Source organism: Pseudomonas sp. LS.1a, assembly GCF_022533585.1.
Classification (GTDB): Bacteria; Pseudomonadota; Gammaproteobacteria; order Pseudomonadales; family Pseudomonadaceae; genus Aquipseudomonas.
In genome coordinates, this window is sequence record NZ_CP092827.1 from 3,877,546 (window position 1) to 3,895,563 (window position 18,018).

At 63.7% G+C, this 18,018-nt stretch carries 17 protein-coding genes; 13 read left to right on the forward strand and 4 right to left on the reverse strand.

Annotated features, from left to right (window positions below):
- Positions 1-3: 3 nt before the first annotated feature.
- From nuoC to nuoN, 11 genes are all read left to right on the forward strand, one after another.
- Positions 4-1,785: an NADH-quinone oxidoreductase subunit C/D gene (nuoC, locus tag MKK04_RS18030; protein ID WP_013973384.1), complete on the forward strand. Its 1,782-nt coding sequence runs from the start codon at positions 4-6 to the stop codon at positions 1,783-1,785.
- Positions 1,786-1,787: 2 nt separating this feature from the next.
- A complete protein-coding gene (gene nuoE, locus MKK04_RS18035) occupies positions 1,788-2,285 on the forward strand; it encodes an NADH-quinone oxidoreductase subunit NuoE (protein WP_003251433.1) in 498 nt (165 codons plus the stop codon).
- Complete coding sequence (nuoF, locus tag MKK04_RS18040) at positions 2,282-3,646, forward strand: NADH-quinone oxidoreductase subunit NuoF (protein WP_207831027.1); 1,365 nt, start codon at positions 2,282-2,284, stop codon at positions 3,644-3,646. The genes nuoE and nuoF overlap by 4 nt, the downstream gene beginning before the upstream one ends.
- A gap of 132 nt (positions 3,647-3,778) precedes the next feature.
- Complete coding sequence (gene nuoG, locus MKK04_RS18045; RefSeq protein WP_207831026.1) at positions 3,779-6,493, forward strand: NADH-quinone oxidoreductase subunit NuoG; 2,715 nt, start codon at positions 3,779-3,781, stop codon at positions 6,491-6,493.
- A complete protein-coding gene (nuoH, locus tag MKK04_RS18050) occupies positions 6,490-7,497 on the forward strand; it encodes an NADH-quinone oxidoreductase subunit NuoH (protein WP_063912671.1) in 1,008 nt (335 codons plus the stop codon). The genes nuoG and nuoH overlap by 4 nt, the downstream gene beginning before the upstream one ends.
- Positions 7,498-7,508: 11 nt before the next feature.
- Entirely contained in the window at positions 7,509-8,057 is a 549-nt protein-coding gene (gene nuoI, locus MKK04_RS18055) for an NADH-quinone oxidoreductase subunit NuoI (protein WP_003251442.1), read from the forward strand.
- Between the two features lie 10 nt (positions 8,058-8,067).
- A complete protein-coding gene (gene nuoJ / locus MKK04_RS18060; RefSeq protein ID WP_063912672.1) occupies positions 8,068-8,568 on the forward strand; it encodes an NADH-quinone oxidoreductase subunit J in 501 nt (166 codons plus the stop codon).
- A 3-nt stretch (positions 8,569-8,571) separates the two neighbouring features.
- Positions 8,572-8,880, forward strand: coding sequence for an NADH-quinone oxidoreductase subunit NuoK (gene nuoK / locus MKK04_RS18065; protein WP_003251446.1), 309 nt, complete (start codon positions 8,572-8,574; stop codon positions 8,878-8,880).
- Positions 8,877-10,730: an NADH-quinone oxidoreductase subunit L gene (nuoL, locus tag MKK04_RS18070; RefSeq protein WP_025339925.1), complete on the forward strand. Its 1,854-nt coding sequence runs from the start codon at positions 8,877-8,879 to the stop codon at positions 10,728-10,730. Before nuoK ends, nuoL begins: the two co-directional genes overlap by 4 nt.
- A 49-nt stretch (positions 10,731-10,779) precedes the next feature.
- The gene (gene nuoM / locus MKK04_RS18075) at positions 10,780-12,312 is read left to right on the forward strand and encodes an NADH-quinone oxidoreductase subunit M (protein WP_207831024.1); all 1,533 of its coding nucleotides are present in this window, start codon (positions 10,780-10,782) and stop codon (positions 12,310-12,312) included.
- A 7-nt stretch (positions 12,313-12,319) separates the two neighbouring features.
- Positions 12,320-13,789 (forward strand): NADH-quinone oxidoreductase subunit NuoN, encoded by a 1,470-nt coding sequence (gene nuoN / locus MKK04_RS18080; RefSeq protein WP_025339926.1) that lies wholly within the window; start codon positions 12,320-12,322, stop codon positions 13,787-13,789.
- A gap of 79 nt (positions 13,790-13,868) precedes the next feature.
- On the opposite strand, the gene MKK04_RS18085 is transcribed toward nuoN, so the two are convergent.
- On the reverse strand, positions 13,869-14,132 hold the full coding sequence (locus MKK04_RS18085) for an ogr/Delta-like zinc finger family protein (protein ID WP_207831280.1): 264 nt from the start codon (positions 14,130-14,132) through the stop codon (positions 13,869-13,871).
- Between the two features lie 200 nt (positions 14,133-14,332).
- Here MKK04_RS18085 and MKK04_RS18090 point away from each other — a divergent pair, with 200 nt between their 5' ends.
- Positions 14,333-14,725, forward strand: coding sequence for a helix-turn-helix domain-containing protein (locus MKK04_RS18090; protein WP_207831022.1), 393 nt, complete (start codon positions 14,333-14,335; stop codon positions 14,723-14,725).
- On the opposite strand, the gene MKK04_RS18095 is transcribed toward MKK04_RS18090, so the two are convergent.
- Genes MKK04_RS18095 through MKK04_RS18105 form a run of 3 tightly spaced genes read right to left on the reverse strand, consistent with a single transcriptional unit; the run spans position 14,722 to position 15,682 of the window.
- Positions 14,722-15,084 (reverse strand): hypothetical protein, encoded by a 363-nt coding sequence (locus MKK04_RS18095; protein ID WP_207831020.1) that lies wholly within the window; start codon positions 15,082-15,084, stop codon positions 14,722-14,724. The two genes, MKK04_RS18090 and MKK04_RS18095, sit on opposite strands and share 4 nt — an antisense overlap.
- Complete coding sequence (locus tag MKK04_RS18100) at positions 15,077-15,424, reverse strand: head completion/stabilization protein (RefSeq protein ID WP_207831019.1); 348 nt, start codon at positions 15,422-15,424, stop codon at positions 15,077-15,079. Before MKK04_RS18100 ends, MKK04_RS18095 begins: the two co-directional genes overlap by 8 nt.
- A gap of 9 nt (positions 15,425-15,433) precedes the next feature.
- Positions 15,434-15,682 carry a response regulator transcription factor gene (locus MKK04_RS18105; RefSeq protein ID WP_063912679.1) on the reverse strand — a complete coding sequence of 83 codons (249 nt, stop codon included), beginning with the start codon at positions 15,680-15,682 and terminating at the stop codon, positions 15,434-15,436.
- 220 nt (positions 15,683-15,902) lie between these two features.
- On the opposite strand from MKK04_RS18105, the gene MKK04_RS18110 reads away from it, so the two are divergent.
- The gene (locus tag MKK04_RS18110; protein WP_241105856.1) at positions 15,903-17,966 is read left to right on the forward strand and encodes a TonB-dependent receptor family protein; all 2,064 of its coding nucleotides are present in this window, start codon (positions 15,903-15,905) and stop codon (positions 17,964-17,966) included.
- The last annotated feature ends 52 nt before the right edge of the window (positions 17,967-18,018 follow it).

The window sequence follows — 18,018 nt, forward strand, 5'->3', positions numbered from 1 at the left end:
ACCATGACAGCGGACAACGCTATTTTCATTCCGCCCTACAAGGCTGACGACCAGGATGTGGTCGTCGAACTGCACAACCGTTTTGGCGCCGAAGCATTCGTCGCCCAGGAAACCCGCACCGGCATGCCCGTGCTGTGGGTCAAGCGCGAGCAACTCAAGGAAGTGCTCAGCTTCCTGCGCGGCGTGGCCAAACCGTACAGCATGCTGTACGACCTGCACGGCGTCGACGAACGCCTGCGCACCCAGCGCCGCGGCCTGCCCGCCGCCGACTTCAGCGTGTTCTACCACCTGCTGTCGATCGAGCGTAACAGCGATGTGATGATCAAGGTGTCGCTCAGCGAAGGCGACCTGAACCTGCCGACCGTGACCGGTATCTGGCCGAACGCCAACTGGTACGAGCGCGAAGTCTGGGACATGTTCGGCATCGACTTTGCCGGCCACCCGCACCTCAGCCGCATCATGATGCCGCCCACCTGGGAAGGCCACCCGCTGCGCAAGGACTACCCGGCCCGCGCCACCGAGTTCGATCCCTACAGCCTGACCCTGGCCAAGCAGCAGCTTGAAGAGGAGTCGGCACGCTTCAACCCGGAAGCCTGGGGCATGAAGCGTCAGGGCGCCAACGAGGACTACATGTTCCTCAACCTCGGCCCCAACCACCCTTCCGCGCACGGTGCCTTCCGTATCGTCCTGCAGCTGGACGGTGAAGAAATCGTCGACTGCGTACCGGACATTGGCTACCACCACCGTGGTGCCGAGAAAATGGCCGAGCGCCAGTCCTGGCACAGCTTCATCCCGTACACCGACCGTATCGACTACCTCGGCGGGGTAATGAACAACCTGCCGTACGTGCTCGCGGTCGAGAAACTGGCCGGCATCAAGGTGCCACAGAAGGTCGACACCATCCGCGTGATGCTGGCCGAGTTCTTCCGTATCACCAGCCACCTGCTGTTCCTGGGTACCTACATCCAGGACGTCGGCGCCATGACCCCGGTGTTCTTCACCTTCACCGACCGCCAGCGCGCCTACACCGTGATCGAAGCGATCACCGGTTTCCGCCTGCACCCGGCCTGGTACCGCATCGGTGGCGTCGCCCACGACCTGCCGCGCGGCTGGGACAAGCTGGTCAAGGACTTCGTCGAATGGCTGCCCAAGCGCCTCGACGAGTACGAAAAGGCTGCCCTGCAGAACAGCATCCTCAAGGGCCGTACCATCGGCGTTGCCGCGTACAACACCAAGGAAGCCCTGGCCTGGGGTACCACCGGTGCCGGCCTGCGTGCCACCGGTTGCGACTTCGACCTGCGTAAAGCCCGCCCCTACTCCGGCTACGAGAACTTCGAGTTCGAAGTACCGCTGGCCCACAACGGCGATGCCTACGATCGCTGCATGGTCCGTGTCGAGGAGATGCGCCAGAGTATCCGCATCATCGACCAGTGCCTGCGCAACATGCCGGAAGGCCCGTACAAGGCGGACCACCCGCTGACCACGCCGCCGCCGAAAGAGCGCACCCTGCAGCACATCGAAACCCTGATCACGCACTTCCTGCAAGTCTCGTGGGGCCCGGTCATGCCGGCCAACGAGTCGTTCCAGATGATCGAGGCGACCAAGGGCATCAACAGTTACTACCTGACGAGCGATGGCGGCACCATGAGCTACCGCACCCGGATCCGTACCCCGAGCTACCCGCACCTGCAGCAGATCCCTTCGGTGATCAAAGGCAGCATGGTCGCCGACCTCATTGCGTACCTGGGCAGTATCGACTTCGTTATGGCTGACGTGGACCGCTAAGCATGAACAGCACGCTTATCCAGACAGACCGTTTCGCCCTGAGCGAAACCGAGCGCTCGGCCATCGAGCACGAAATGCATCACTACGAGGACCCGCGCGCGGCGTCCATCGAAGCCCTGAAGATCGTCCAGAAGGAACGTGGCTGGGTGCCGGACGGCGCCATCCACGCCATCGGTGAAGTGCTGGGCATTCCGGCCAGCGACGTCGAAGGTGTCGCCACTTTCTACAGCCAGATCTTCCGTCAGCCGGTCGGCCGCCACATCATCCGTGTGTGCGACAGCATGGTCTGCTACATCGGCGGCCATGAGTCGGTGGTCAGCCAGATCCAGAGCGAGCTGGGCATCGGCCTCGGCCAGACCACCGCGGACGGGCGTTTCACCCTGCTGCCGGTGTGCTGCCTGGGCAACTGCGACAAGGCCCCGGCGCTGATGATCGACGACGACACCTTCGGTGACGTGCAGCCGGCTGGCGTTTCCAAACTGCTGGAGGGTTACGTATGACCATTACTTCCTTCGGCCCGGCCAACCGCATCGCGCGCACGGCCGAAACCCACCCGCTGACCTGGCGCCTGCGTGACGACGGCGAGCCGGTATGGCTTGCCGAGTACGAATCGAAGAACGGCTACGCTGCCGCGCGCAAGGCACTGGCGCAGATGTCGGCCGACGACATCGTGCAAAGCGTCAAGGACTCCGGCCTCAAGGGCCGCGGTGGCGCAGGCTTCCCCACTGGCGTGAAGTGGGGCCTGATGCCCAAAGACGAATCCATGAACATCCGCTACCTGCTGTGCAACGCGGACGAAATGGAGCCGAACACCTGGAAGGACCGCATGCTGATGGAGCAACAGCCCCATCTGCTGGTCGAGGGCATGCTGATCAGCGCCCGCGCCCTGAAGGCCTACCGTGGCTACATCTTCCTGCGTGGCGAATACACCACCGCAGCGAAGAACCTCAACCGCGCCATCGAGGAAGCCAAGGCCGCCGGCCTGCTGGGCAAGAACATCCTCGGCAGCGGTTTCGATTTCGAGCTGTTCGTGCACACCGGTGCCGGCCGCTACATCTGCGGTGAAGAAACCGCACTGATCAACTCGCTGGAAGGCCGCCGCGCCAACCCACGCTCCAAGCCGCCCTTCCCTGCTGCCGTTGGTGTGTGGGGCAAGCCGACGTGCGTGAACAACGTCGAAACCCTGTGCAACGTCCCGGCCATCGTCGCCAACGGCAACGACTGGTACAAGTCGCTGGCCCGCGAAGGCAGTGAAGACCACGGCACCAAGCTGATGGGCTTCTCCGGCAAGGTGAAGAACCCGGGCCTGTGGGAACTGCCATTCGGCGTCACCGCCCGTGAACTGTTCGAAGACTACGCCGGCGGCATGCGCGACGGCTTCAAGCTCAAGTGCTGGCAGCCAGGCGGCGCCGGTACCGGTTTCCTGCTGCCCGAGCACCTCGACGCGCAGATGTACGCCGGTGGCATCGCCAAGGTCGGCACCCGTATGGGTACTGGTCTGGCCATGGCGGTGGACGACAGCATCAACATGGTTTCGCTGCTGCGCAACATGGAAGAGTTCTTCGCCCGCGAGTCGTGCGGCTGGTGCACTCCATGCCGTGACGGCCTGCCGTGGAGCGTGAAGATGCTGCGCGCACTGGAAAAAGGCCAGGGCCGCGCCGAAGACATCGAGACGCTGCTGGGCCTGGTCAACTTCCTCGGCCCTGGCCGTACCTTCTGTGCTCACGCACCAGGTGCCGTCGAGCCGCTGGGCAGTGCCATCAAATACTTCCGCTCGGAGTTCGAGGCGGGTGTCGCCCCAGCAAGTGCTGGCGATGCACTGCGTCCAAATCTGGCGAAGCCGATCGTGGTCGGCGCATAACAAGATGATTAGGCGGGTGGTCCGTGCCACTCGCCAGCTTGCCGGCAGGCCCGAGAAATCGTGGCGTGTCGCAAGCTCACCGATTTCCATTAGCCACGCCCGCTCACGCGGGCCAACGAAGAACTTTGAACAATGGCCACTATCCACGTAGACGGCAAAGCGCTCGAAGTCAACGGTGCAGACAACCTGTTACAGGCCTGTCTGTCGCTCGGCCTCGACATCCCTTATTTCTGCTGGCACCCGGCGCTTGGTAGCGTTGGTGCCTGCCGGCAGTGCGCGGTCAAGCAGTACACCGACGAGAACGACACCCGCGGTCGTATCGTCATGTCCTGCATGACCCCTGCCTCCGACGGCACCTGGATCTCCATCGACGATGAAGAATCCAAGGCGTTCCGCGCCAGCGTCGTCGAATGGCTGATGACCAACCACCCGCACGACTGCCCGGTGTGCGAGGAAGGCGGTCACTGCCACCTGCAGGACATGACGGTAATGACCGGCCACAACGAGCGCCGCTACCGTTTCACCAAGCGTACCCACCAGAACCAGGACCTCGGCCCGTTCATCGCCCATGAGATGAACCGCTGCATCGCCTGCTACCGCTGCGTGCGCTACTACAAGGACTATGCCGGTGGTACCGACCTGGGCGTGTACGGCGCCCACGACAACGTGTACTTCGGCCGCGTCGAAGACGGCGTGCTGGAAAGCGAATTCTCCGGCAACCTGACCGAGGTCTGCCCGACCGGCGTGTTCACCGACAAGACCCACTCCGAGCGCTACAACCGCAAGTGGGACATGCAGTTCGCCCCGAGCATCTGCCACGGCTGCTCCAGCGGCTGCAACATCAGCCCGGGCGAGCGCTACGGCGAACTGCGCCGGGTCGAAAACCGCTTCAACGGTTCGGTCAACCAGTACTTCCTGTGCGACCGCGGCCGCTTCGGCTATGGCTACGTCAACCGCAAGGATCGCCCACGCCAGCCACACCTGGCCGACGGCACCAAGCTGGGCCTGGACGCCGCCCTGGACAAGGCCGCCGACCTGCTGCGCGGCCGCACCATCGTTGGTATCGGTTCGCCACGCGCCAGCCTGGAAAGCAACTACGGCCTGCGTGAGCTGGTCGGTGCCGAGTACTTCTACTCGGGTATGGAAGCCGGCGAACTGGCCCGCGTACGCCTGGCCCTGAACGTGCTGAACAACAGCCCGCTGCCGGTCCCGACCCTGCGCGACATCGAAGACCACGACGCCGTCTTCGTGCTCGGTGAAGACCTGACCCAGACCGCTGCCCGCGTCGCCCTGGCCGTGCGCCAGGCCACCAAGGGCAAGGCCGAGGCCATGGCCGAAGCGATGAAAGTGCAGCCGTGGCTCGACGCCGCCGTGAAGAACATCGGCCAGCACGCGCTGTACCCGCTGTTCATCGCTTCGCTGGCTGAAACCAAGCTGGACGACGTCGCCGAAGAATGCGTGCACGCCGCCCCGGCCGACCTGGCCCGCATCGGTTTCGCCGTGGCCCACGCCATCGACCCGAGCGCCCCAGCCGTCGAAGGCCTGGACGCCGAAGCGCAAGCCCTGGCCCAGCGCATCGCCGACGCCCTGGTCGCCGCCAAGCGCCCACTGGTCGTAGCCGGTACCTCGCTGGCCGACCCGGCACTGATCGAAGCCGCCGCCAACATCGCCAAGGCGCTGAAGCTGCGCGAGAAGAACGGCTCGCTGAGCCTGGTGGTGCCTGAAGCCAACAGCCTCGGCATGGCCATGCTCGGTGGCGAGTCGGTCGATGCCGCGCTGGACGCGGTCATCAGCGGCAAGGCCGATGCCATCGTCGTGCTGGAAAACGACCTGTACACCCGCGTACCGGCCGCCAAGGTCGACGCTGCCCTGGCCGCGGCCAAGGTAGTGATCGTTGCCGACCACTCGAAAACGCCGACTGTCGACCGCGCCCACCTGGTGCTGCCAGCTGCCTCGTTCGCCGAAGGCGACGGTACCCTGGTCAGCCAGGAAGGCCGTGCCCAGCGCTTCTTCCAGGTGTTCGACCCGCAGTACCTGGACAGCAGCATCCAGATCCACGAAGGCTGGCGCTGGATGCACGCCCTGCGTGCCACCCTGCTGAACAAGCCGGTCGACTGGACCCAGCTGGACCACGTCACCAGCGCCTGCGCCGAAGCCGTCCCGCAACTGGCCGGCATCGTCAACGCTGCGCCAGGCGCCGCGTTCCGCATCAAGGGCTTGAAACTGGCCCGTGAGCCGCTGCGCTATTCCGGCCGTACCGCCATGCGCGCCAACATCAGCGTGCACGAGCCGCGCACCCCGCAAGACAAGGACACCGCGTTCGCCTTCTCCATGGAAGGCTACTCGGGCTCGGCCGAACCGCGCCAGCAAGTGCCGTTCGCCTGGTCGCCGGGCTGGAACTCGCCGCAAGCCTGGAACAAGTTCCAGGACGAGGTCGGTGGCCACCTGCGTGCCGGTGACCCAGGCGTACGTCTGATCGAATCGCAAGGCGACCGCCTGCACTGGTTCAACGCCATTCCGGGCGCCTTCAACCCGGCCCGTGGCACCTGGACTGCCGTGCCGTTCTTCCACCTGTTCGGCAGCGAAGAAAGCTCCTCGCGCGCCGCCCCGGTGCAAGAGCGCATCCCGGCAGCCTATGTGGCCCTGGCCAAGTCCGAAGCCGACCGCCTGGGCGTCAACGACGGTGCCCTGCTGAGCCTGAACGTGGGCGGTGTGGCCCTGCGCCTGCCACTGCGTATCAATGAAGAGCTGGGCGCCGGCCTGGTCGCGTTGCCGAAAGGCCTGGCTGGCATTCCGCCTGCCATCTTCGGTGCATCCGTCGAAGGTCTGCAGGAGGCAGCACAATGAGCTGGTTCACCCCCGAAGTGATCGATGTGATCCTCACCGTGCTGCGGGCCATCGTGGTCCTGCTGGCGGTGGTGGTCTGTGGCGCGCTGCTCAGCTTCGTCGAGCGTCGCCTGCTGGGCTGGTGGCAGGACCGTTACGGTCCGAACCGCGTCGGCCCTTACGGCATGTTCCAGATCGCTGCCGACATGCTGAAGATGTTCTTCAAGGAAGACTGGAACCCACCCTTCGTCGACCGTGTGATCTTCACCCTGGCACCGGTAGTGGCCATGAGCGCCCTGCTGATCGCCTTCGTGGTCATCCCGATCACCCCGACCTGGGGCGTTGCCGACCTGAACATCGGCCTGCTGTTCTTCTTCGCCATGGCCGGCCTGTCGGTCTACGCGGTGCTGTTCGCCGGCTGGTCGTCGAACAACAAGTACGCCCTGCTGGGCAGCTTGCGTGCCTCGGCACAGACCGTGTCGTACGAAGTGTTCCTGGGCCTGGCGCTGATGGGCGTGGTGGTACAGGTGGGCTCGTTCAACATGCGCGACATCGTTGAATACCAGGCGCAGAACCTGTGGTTCATCATTCCGCAGTTCTTCGGCTTCTGCACCTTCTTCATCGCTGGCGTCGCCGTGACTCACCGTCACCCGTTCGACCAGCCAGAAGCGGAACAGGAACTGGCCGACGGCTACCACATCGAGTATGCCGGCATGAAATGGGGCATGTTCTTCGTCGGTGAGTACATCGGCATCATCCTCATCTCGGCGCTGCTGGTAACCCTGTTCTTCGGCGGCTGGCACGGCCCGTTCGGCATCCTGCCGCAACTGTCGTTCCTGTGGTTCGCACTGAAGACCGCGTTCTTCATCATGCTGTTCATCCTGCTGCGCGCCTCGATCCCGCGCCCACGCTATGACCAGGTGATGGACTTCAGCTGGAAGTTCTGCCTGCCGCTGACCCTGATCAATTTGCTGGTGACCGCTGCGATCGTGCTCTACAACACGCCAGCCGTCGCGGCCCAGTGAGGATTTGACCCATGTTCAAGTATATCGGCGACATCGTTAAGGGCACCGGCACCCAGCTGCGCAGCCTGGCAATGGTGTTCTCCCACGGGTTCCGCAAGCGCGACACCCTGCAGTACCCCGAAGAGCCCGTGTACCTGCCGCCGCGCTACCGCGGCCGCATCGTCCTCACCCGCGACCCCGATGGCGAGGAGCGCTGCGTAGCGTGCAACCTCTGCGCGGTGGCCTGCCCGGTCGGCTGCATCTCGCTGCAGAAGGCCGAGACCGAGGACGGCCGCTGGTACCCGGAGTTCTTCCGCATCAACTTCTCGCGCTGCATCTTCTGCGGCCTGTGTGAAGAAGCGTGCCCGACCACCGCGATCCAGCTGACTCCGGATTTCGAAATGGCCGAGTTCAAGCGTCAGGACCTGGTTTACGAGAAAGAAGATCTGCTGATCTCCGGCCCCGGCAAGAACCCTGACTACAACTTCTACCGTGTTGCCGGTATGGCGATCGCTGGCAAGCCGAAGGGCTCTGCACAGAACGAAGCCGAGCCGATCAACGTGAAGAGCTTGCTCCCATAAGGACAGAAAGATGGAATTCGCTTTCTACTTCGCATCCGGGATCGCCGTGGTCTCCACCCTTCGGGTGGTGACCGGCACCAACCCCGTGCACGCCTTGCTTTACCTGATCATTTCGCTGATTTCCGTGGCCATGATCTTCTTCGCCCTGGGTGCGCCGTTCGCCGGCGCCCTGGAAGTGATCGCCTACGCCGGCGCCATCATGGTGCTGTTCGTGTTCGTGGTGATGATGCTCAACCTCGGGCCGGCATCGGTCGCCCAGGAACGGGGCTGGCTCAAGCCCGGTATCTGGGCCGGGCCTGTGATCCTCGCCGCCCTGCTGCTGCTGGAGCTGCTGTACGTGCTGTTCGTCGCCCCGAGCGGCGCCGCCATCAGCGGTACCACCGTGGGCCCGAAAGCAGTCGGCATCAGCCTGTTCGGCCCGTACCTGCTGGTGGTCGAACTGGCGTCGATGCTGCTGCTGGCCGCGGCCGTCACCGCCTTCCACCTGGGCCGCAACGAGGCGAAGGAGTAAATCATGGGTGCTATCCCTCTCGAGCATGGTCTGGCGGTCGCCGGCATCCTGTTCTGCTTAGGTCTGGTTGGCCTGATGGTCCGCCGCAACATCCTCTTCGTGCTCATGAGCCTGGAAGTCATGATGAACGCCTCTGCCCTGGCGTTCGTCGTCGCCGGTGCCCGTTGGGTCCAGCCCGACGGCCAGGTGATGTTCATTCTGGTGATCAGCCTGGCAGCCGCCGAGGCCAGTATTGGCCTGGCCATCCTGCTGCAGCTGTATCGCCGCTTCCACACTCTCGACATCGATGCTGCCAGTGAGATGCGCGGATGAACCTTCTCTTCCTGACTTTCGTCTTCCCCCTCGTCGGCTTCCTGCTGCTGTCGTTCTCGCGCGGGCGGTTCTCGGAGAACCTGTCGGCCCTGATCGGCGTCGGCTCGGTAGGCCTTTCGGCCGCCACCGCCGCCTACGTCATCTGGCAATTCAACGTCGCCCCGCCTGAAGGCGGCGCGTACAGCCAGCTGCTGTGGCAGTGGATGTCGGTGGACGGCTTCGCGCCGAACTTCACCCTGTACCTGGACGGCCTGTCGGTCACCATGCTCGGCGTGGTCACCGGTGTCGGCTTCCTGATCCACCTGTTCGCGTCCTGGTACATGCGTGGCGAAGCGGGCTACTCGCGCTTCTTCGCGTACACCAACCTGTTCATCGCCAGCATGCTGTTCCTGGTGCTGGGCGACAACCTGCTGTTCATCTACTTCGGCTGGGAAGGCGTGGGCCTGTGCTCGTACCTGTTGATCGGTTTCTACTACAGCAACCGCAACAACGGTAACGCGGCACTCAAGGCGTTCATCGTCACTCGTATCGGCGACGTGTTCATGGCCATCGGCCTGTTCATCCTGTTCGTCCAGCTGGGTACCCTGAACGTGCAGGAACTGCTGGTGCTGGCACCGCAGAAGTTCCAGGCTGGCGACACCTGGATGGTGCTGGCTACGCTGATGCTGCTGGGTGGTGCGGTCGGTAAATCGGCCCAGCTGCCACTGCAGACCTGGCTGGCCGACGCGATGGCCGGCCCGACTCCGGTCTCCGCGCTGATCCACGCGGCAACCATGGTGACCGCGGGCGTGTACCTGATCGCCCGTACCAACGGCCTGTTCCTGCTGGCACCGGACATCCTGCACCTGGTAGGCGTGGTTGGTGGCGTGACCCTGGTACTGGCCGGCTTCGCCGCGCTGGTGCAGACCGACATCAAGCGTATCCTCGCCTACTCGACCATGAGCCAGATCGGCTACATGTTCCTGGCCCTGGGCGTTGGCGCCTGGGACGCGGCGATCTTCCACCTGATGACCCACGCCTTCTTCAAGGCCCTGCTGTTCCTTGCCTCCGGTGCGGTAATCGTTGCCTGCCACCACGAGCAGGACATCTTCAAGATGGGTGGCCTGTGGAAGAAACTGCCGCTGGCCTACGCCAGCTTCGTGGTCGGTGGTGCTGCCCTGGCTGCCCTGCCGATCGTGACCGTGGGCTTCTACTCCAAGGACGAGATCCTCTGGGAAGCCTTCGCCAGCGGCAACACCGGCCTGCTGTACGCCGGCCTGGTCGGTGCATTCATGACCTCGCTGTACACCTTCCGCCTGATCTTCATCGCCTTCCACGGCGAAGCCAAGACCGAAGCCCACGCTGGCCACGGCATCAGCCACTGGCTGCCGCTGGGCGTGCTGATCGTGCTGTCGACCTTCGTCGGCGCCTGGATCACCCCGCCGCTGGCCGGTGTACTGCCTGAAAGCGCCGGCCACGCCGGTGGCGAAGCCAAGCACGCGCTGGAGCTCACTTCGGGCGCCATCGCCATCGCCGGTATCCTGCTGTCGGCCCTGCTGTTCCTGGGCAAGCGCCGTTTCGTCAGCGCCGTCGCCAACAGCGGTATCGGTCGTGTCCTGTCGGCCTGGTGGTTCGCTGCCTGGGGCTTCGACTGGATCTACGACAAGCTGTTCGTCAAACCTTACCTGCTGATCAGCCACATCCTGCGCAAGGATCCGGTTGACCGCAGCATCGGCCTGATCCCTCGCCTGGCTCGCGGCGGCCACGTCGCCATGAGCAAGACCGAGACCGGCCAGCTGCGCTGGTACACCGCTTCGATCGCCGTTGGCGCAGTGCTGGTACTCGGCGCTGTGGTAGTGGCCGCGGTATGACCATGAACTTTGCGAACCTTGCGACCCTGCAAAAGGAAACGAACCCGTCATGATTTTGCCTTGGCTGATCCTGATCCCCTTCATCGGCGGCTTCCTGTGCTGGCTGGGTGAGCGCTTCGGCGCCACCCTGCCGCGCTGGATCGCGCTGCTGACCATGTCCCTGCTGCTCGGCATCGGCCTGTGGCTGTGGGGTAACGGCGACTACACCCTGGCCCCCGCTCCGGGCGCCGAGCCTGCCTGGGCCCTGGAATACAAAGTCCAGTGGATCCAGCGCTTCGGCATCAGCATCCACCTGGCCCTCGACGGCCTGTCGCTGCTGATGATCCTGCTCACCGGCCTGCTCGGTGTGCTGTCGGTACTGTGCTCCTGGAAAGAGATCCAGCGCCACGTCGGCTTCTTCCACCTCAACCTGATGTGGATCCTCGGCGGCGTGGTCGGTGTGTTCCTGGCCCTGGACCTGTTCCTGTTCTTCTTCTTCTGGGAAATGATGCTGGTGCCGATGTATTTCCTCATCGCGCTCTGGGGTCACAGCTCCGCGGACGGCAAGAAGACCCGGATCTACGCCGCTACCAAGTTCTTCATCTTCACCCAGGCCAGCGGCCTGATCATGCTGGTGGCGATCCTCGGCCTGGTGCTGGTCAACTACACCAACACCGGCGTGATCACCTTCAACTACAGCGATCTGCTCAAGGCCGAACTGCCAGCCGGTACCGAGTACCTGCTGATGCTGGGCTTCTTCATCGCCTTCGCGGTGAAGCTGCCGGTAGTGCCGTTCCACTCCTGGCTGCCTGACGCCCACGCCCAGGCACCGACCGCAGGTTCCGTGGACCTGGCCGGTATCTTGCTGAAGACTGCGGCCTATGGCCTGCTGCGCTTTGCCCTGCCGCTGTTCCCGAATGCCTCGGCCGAGTTTGCACCAATCGCCATGACCCTGGGCCTGATCGGTATCTTCTACGGTGCCTTCCTGGCCTTCGCGCAAACCGACATCAAGCGCCTGGTCGCCTTCTCCAGCGTCTCGCACATGGGCTTCGTGCTGATCGGTATCTACTCCGGCAGCCAGCAGGCCCTGCAAGGCGCGGTGATCCAGATGCTGGCCCACGGCCTGTCGGCTGCCGCGCTGTTCATCCTGGCCGGCCAGCTGTACGAGCGCCTGCACACCCGTGACATGCGCCAGATGGGTGGCCTGTGGCACCGCATCGCCTACCTGCCGGCCATCAGCCTGTTCTTCGCCGCCGCCTCCCTGGGCCTGCCCGGTACCGGCAACTTCGTCGGCGAGTTCCTGATCCTGATCGGCAGCTTCGCCAGCGTGCCGTGGATCACCGTGATCGCCACCACTGGCCTGGTGTTCGGTTCGGTGTACTCGCTGATCATGATCCACCGCGCCTACTTCGGCCCGGCCAAGACCGACTCCGTGCTGGCCGGCATGGACGGTCGCGAGCTGATCATGGTCCTGGGTCTGGCGGTACTGCTGATCCTGCTGGGCGTGTATCCGCAGCCGTTCCTCGACACCTCTGCCGCCACCATGAGTGGTGTGCAGCAGTGGCTCGGTTCCGCTTTCACTCAACTCGCTTCGGCCCGGTAAGAGCGCTATGGAATTCACCACTCAACACTTCATCGCATTGGCGCCGATGCTGATCACCACCATCACCACGGTGGTGGTGATGCTGGCGATCGCCTGGAAGCGCAACCACTCGCAGACCTTCCTGCTGTCCACCGTGGGCCTCAACCTGGCCCTGCTGTCGATCCTGCCGGCGCTGAAGGTTGCGCCGCTGGCGGTCACCCCGCTGATCACCATCGACAAGTTCGCCTGCCTGTACATGGCCATCATCCTGGTGGCGACGCTGGCCTGCGTCACCCTCGCCCACGCCTACCTCGGCGAAGGCTCCAAGGGCTTCCCGGGCAACCGTGAAGAACTGTACCTGCTGCTGTTGATGTCGGCCCTCGGTGGCCTGGTGCTGGTCAGCGCCAACCACCTGGCCGGCCTGTTCATCGGCCTGGAGCTGCTGTCGGTACCGGTCTACGGCCTGGTAGCGTATGCCTTCTTCAACAAGCGCTCGCTGGAAGCCGGCATCAAGTACATGGTGCTGTCGGCCGCAGGCTCGGCCTTCCTGTTGTTCGGCATGGCCCTGCTGTACGCCGACGCTGGCAGCCTGAGCTTCGACCAGATCGGCAAGGCCCTGGCCGCCACCAGCATGCCAAGCCTGGTGGCCCAGCTGGGCCTGGGCATGATGCTGGTCGGCCTGGCCTTCAAGCTGTCGCTGGTACCGTTCCACCTGTGGACCCCGGACGTGTATGAAGGCGCCCCGGCACCGGTCGCCGCCTTCCTGGCCACTGCCAGCAAGGTCGCGGTGTTCGCCGTGGTCGTGCGCCTGTTCATGCTCTCCCCTGCTGCCAGCAGCGGCGTGCTGAGCACCGTACTGGCGGTGATTGCCGTGGCCTCGATCCTGATCGGTAACCTGCTGGCACTGACCCAGAGCAACCTCAAGCGCCTGCTCGGTTACTCGTCCATCGCCCACTTCGGCTACCTGGTCATCGCCCTGGTCGCCAGCAAGGGCCTGGCCCTGGAAGCCATGGGCGTGTACCTGGTCACCTACGTGATCACCAGCCTGGGCGCCTTCGGCGTCATCACCCTGATGTCCTCGCCTTACGGCGGCCGTGACGCCGATGCGCTGTACGAGTACCGCGGCCTGTTCTGGCGCCGTCCGTACCTGACTGCGGTACTGACCGTGATGATGCTGTCGCTGGCGGGTATCCCGCTGACCGCCGGCTTCATCGGCAAGTTCTACATCATTGCCACTGGCGTGGAGTCGCACCTGTGGTGGCTGGTCGGTGCCCTGGTGATCGGTAGCGCCATCGGCGTTTACTACTACCTGCGCGTCATGGTCACCCTGTACCTGGTCGAGCCGAACCTGCGTCGCCACGACGCCCCGCTGAAGTGGGAGCAGCGCACCGGCGGTGTCATGCTGCTGGCTATCGCCATTCTCGCCTTCGTGCTGGGTGTGTACCCGCAACCGCTGCTGGAAATGGTCCAGCAAGCGGGCCTGCAACTGATCGGCTGATTGCCCCGGCAAAACAAGACACCCCGCTCATGCGGGGTGTTTTTTTATCTGCACACTTATTGTCCGTGAGCACGAAGGCTCATTCACCGGGCTTGTCCTGGCCGGCACCCGGCAACGCTGCCTTGCGCAAATCACCATTGGCCGAAGGCAGGTACACTTCCGGGTTGGGCATGCCGCTGGGCGAGAGTTCATGGGTCATTTCAAATTCGGCGCGCACTGACCAGCCACACGCTTCGGTGGTGCATTGCAAATAAGCGATCCGCAGGAAAATATGACGCCCTTCACTGGTGCGTATACGCATCCGGCTGTGGCAATGCGGGCAAACCAGCTTGTATGTACTCACGGCAAGTACCTGCAAGCATTGTTCAGGCATACCTTCTGTGGGAATGGTCGTCCAGTTTTGTCAGTATTAGCTGCATATGTAGGTGTATTCTTCAGTTTGATGCTTCTCATTGCAGAAATGCTCCTTAAAACGCAGGGCTGTATTCATAACGAGTAGTTTAAGCCCATGGAATATCATTAAACCAGTCATGGATATTTGTTATGAGTACCAATGTACTTGCTTCGGTTTTGGCCAGACTGAAGCTTCTGACCGCTACGGAATCTGATGCCGAGCTGTCCAGAGCACTGTCGATCAGCCCGCAAACGTTGAGCAGCTGGAAGGTGCGCGACAGCATTCCGTATTCGCTTTGCATAGATGTCGCCAGGCAATATGCATGCTCACTGGACTGGCTTCTGCTGGGCGAACCCGAGCGACCTCGCACATACCAGGACGAAGAAGGCTGGGAATGCGACATGCTCGCGCGCCTGCGCACCTTGTCGCTTGCCGATCGCCAAGCCGTTCTCCTGCTGGTTCAGGACAAACAACGCATCCAGCAGCTGGAACGGCAATTGAGCGCACTGACCAGTCGCTTGCCCAACGCCACCAGCGGCTAGCCCCGGCGGCGCCAGCGCTGGATGAGTTCGCGCGGGTCGAGCGTATCCAGCCAGACCATCACCTTGAGGCTGATGGGGATCACCACCACGGCAGCCACGAACGCCGCCATGCCACGGGTCAGCAACGGCGCCAGCGACGACACCAGCGGCTCGAACAGGTGGCCCACCCCCACGGTCACGAACACCAGCAACAGTTTCTTGCCCAGCGTGAGGCGCCTGGCCGTGTTGGTGATCAACCGATCGCGCGCCGCACTCACCAGCAAAGCCCCCAGAAACGCGGCGAACAATACATTGCCATCCACGCCCAGCAACACCACCAGCGCCGAGGTCAAACTGTCGAGTACAGATTCCTCAGCCATGGGCAGCCCTCCGGCGCGCAATGGGCAGGTAGGCGGTCGAGCCGAGGTTATACAGGACAGCGGCTTCGACAAAGCGGATGTAGCACACCCGCAATGCACGCCCCTGGTCATGCCCGGCCACATCCTCGAGGCGCTTGTAGCCCCGTTCTCGCAACACCGCGCGCCAGCGCGCGAATTCGCGGGCTGCATCGATGGCGGCGCAGCGTGCGGCCACTTCCAGCGCGGCCTCACTGACAGGCCGCCGCAGGTTCAGCCGCTCACGCAGCCTGCCCAGGTCCAGCCGTGGCCAGAACGGATCATGGCAATCGGCAAAGCGCGGTAACCGAGGATCGTTGTCCATGCTCCCCCCTCACTGCTCGGCTAGCATGCCGTAGCGAATGGCCTTGATCACCGCTGCCACCCGGGTGGGCACATCGAACTTGCGCAGGATGTTCGACACATGGAAATTCACCGTCGATTCCTTGCATGCCAGGATCTGGCCAATCTCCCACGAGCTCTTGCCGTAGGCACACCACAACAGCACTTGCCGTTCACGTGGCGTCAGGCGAACCGGGGCGTCCGCCAGGGGTTGCTGCGAGTGTCGTGCGTTGTCAGTCATGTTTGAACTCCACGGGTGATTGAGCGAGGCATCGCTGCCGATCTGCAGTCACCTTACGAAGCGCGGGCCGCCCTACTCCACCGCTGCGGCTTGTAAAGAACTTTCGTACAGAACCGTCTGACGAAGGTTGCACGAGATTTGCCGACTTTCTTCGTGCTCCAAGCGGCATTTCGCTCGTCTCAACGCCGTTGTCCATTCGCCTTTCGCCTGGAGTCGTACAATGCGTTGCGTTTTGCCCCTACCACCCTGCCTCGGCCTGCTGGCTGCTTTTGCGGCCACCCAGCCCGCCCTGGCGGCACCTGCGGTCGAGTTGGGCCAGGTGCTGATCACCGATGAGGAGCAGAACGACCTGAGCGCAGCCAGCGAACGCCTGCGCGAAGTGCCGGGTGCCAGCAACCTGGTGGACATGCAGCGCGTGGGGCAAGGCCGGGTGGCCAGCAACCAGGACGTACTGGCCTACCAGCCCGGGGTGTTCGCCCAGTCGGCGGGCAACGATGGCATCAAGCTGTCGATCCGCGGTTCGGGCATCAACCGCGCACCGGGGGCCCATGGTTCCGGGGTGTACACGATGTTCGACGGCCTGCCCCTGACCGGCCCGGGCGGTACGCCCTACGAACTGTTCGAGCCGCTGTGGCTGAGCCGTGCCGAAGTGCTGCGCGGCGCCAATGGCTTCGACCAGGGCGCCCTCGCCCTCGGTGGTGCGATCAACTACGTCACCCACACAGGCTACGACGCCGCCCCGCTGCAGGTGCGCTACGAAGTCGGCAGCCGCGGCTACCAGCACCGGCACATCAGCTCGGGGCAGGTGCTGGGCAACCTTGACTACTACGTGGCCCTGACCGATTCGGAATATGACGGCTACCAGGCGCACAGCAGCGGCAGTGCCAAGGGCGTTGCCGCCAATGTCGGCTACCGCTTCAACCCGAACCTGGAAACCCGCTTCTACCTGCGCTACCGGGAAACCGAGAACCAGCTGGCCGGGCGCCTGACCAAGGAGCAGATCAAGCACCACCCACGCGCGGCCAACCCGGCCTACCTGGCCCGCGACGACAGCCGGCCGCAACCGGGCAGTACCTGGGCAGGCAACAAGACCACCTTCTACCTCGACGACGATGCGCGCCTGGAAGCCGGCCTGGTCTACCACGACTACCCGATGGACCTGCGCGAAGGCCCGATGCGCCTGAAGGTGGCCTACACCGATGTCAGCGGCACCTTGAACTACTTCCGTCGCGACACCTTGTTCGGCCACGAGAGCAAGACCACCATCGGCTGGCGCACCACCAAGCACCTGCCCAACAGCGGTGCATCGCAGTTCACCCGCAATGGCGACGTGTTCGGTGAGCGCACCCGTGACTTCACCTACCAGGGCTCGGACACGGTGCTGCATGTGGGCAATGACCTGGAACTGGTACCCGACCTGTGGCTGACCACAGGCCTGGCGATGATCTACACCCGCCGTGAAAGTGATGTCACTTACCCTGCCGAGGGCGGCAAGGTGAGCATGCATGACTGGGACTACGCGCCACGCCTTGGGCTGCGCTATGACATCAGCCCGGACCTGCAGGTGTACGGCAACCTGAGTCGCTCGGTCGAACCTCCACATCCGTGGTCCCTGATCTGGAGTTCGCCAACACCCAACCAACCGATCGAAATGCAAAACCAGACGGCCACCACACTGGAATTGGGCACACGCGGCGAATCGGCATTGGGGCATTGGAACCTGGCGTGGTACTACTCGCAGGTTCGCCATGAATTGCTGGCGGTGGAAATCGTGCAAGGCGCTCCGGCCAAGGAATTCAACGCCAGCGCCACCGTGCACCAGGGTGTGGAAGCCGGCCTCGACAGCACCCTGTGGGAGCGCACCGGCACTGGCAAGCTGAGCCTGCGTCAGGCTTATACCTTCAGTGACTTCCACTATCGCGACGACGACACGTTTGGCGACAATCGCCTGCCCGGTATCCCCATGCACTACTATCAGGCCGAGTTGCGCTACGACTGGCCAAACGGGTTCTACGCGGGGGTGAATACGCAGATGGCGTCGAAGGTGCAGGTTGACTACGCCAACAGTTACCATGCCGATGAATATGCCTTGCTCGGCGCCCGCCTGGGCTGGGATTCACCGAAGCAGGACTGGCAGACCTGGCTGGACCTGCGCAACCTGACCAACAAGCGTTATGCGGCAACGGTGACACCTGGCTACAACGATGCCGGCAAAGACAACGCCCGCTCGACGCCGGGCGAAGGCTTTGCCGTGTATGCCGGGGTTTCCTACAGCTTCCGCTAGTCCGCTGGGGGCTGCTGCGCAGCCCCTTCGATGACCGGCGCCTGAACGAACA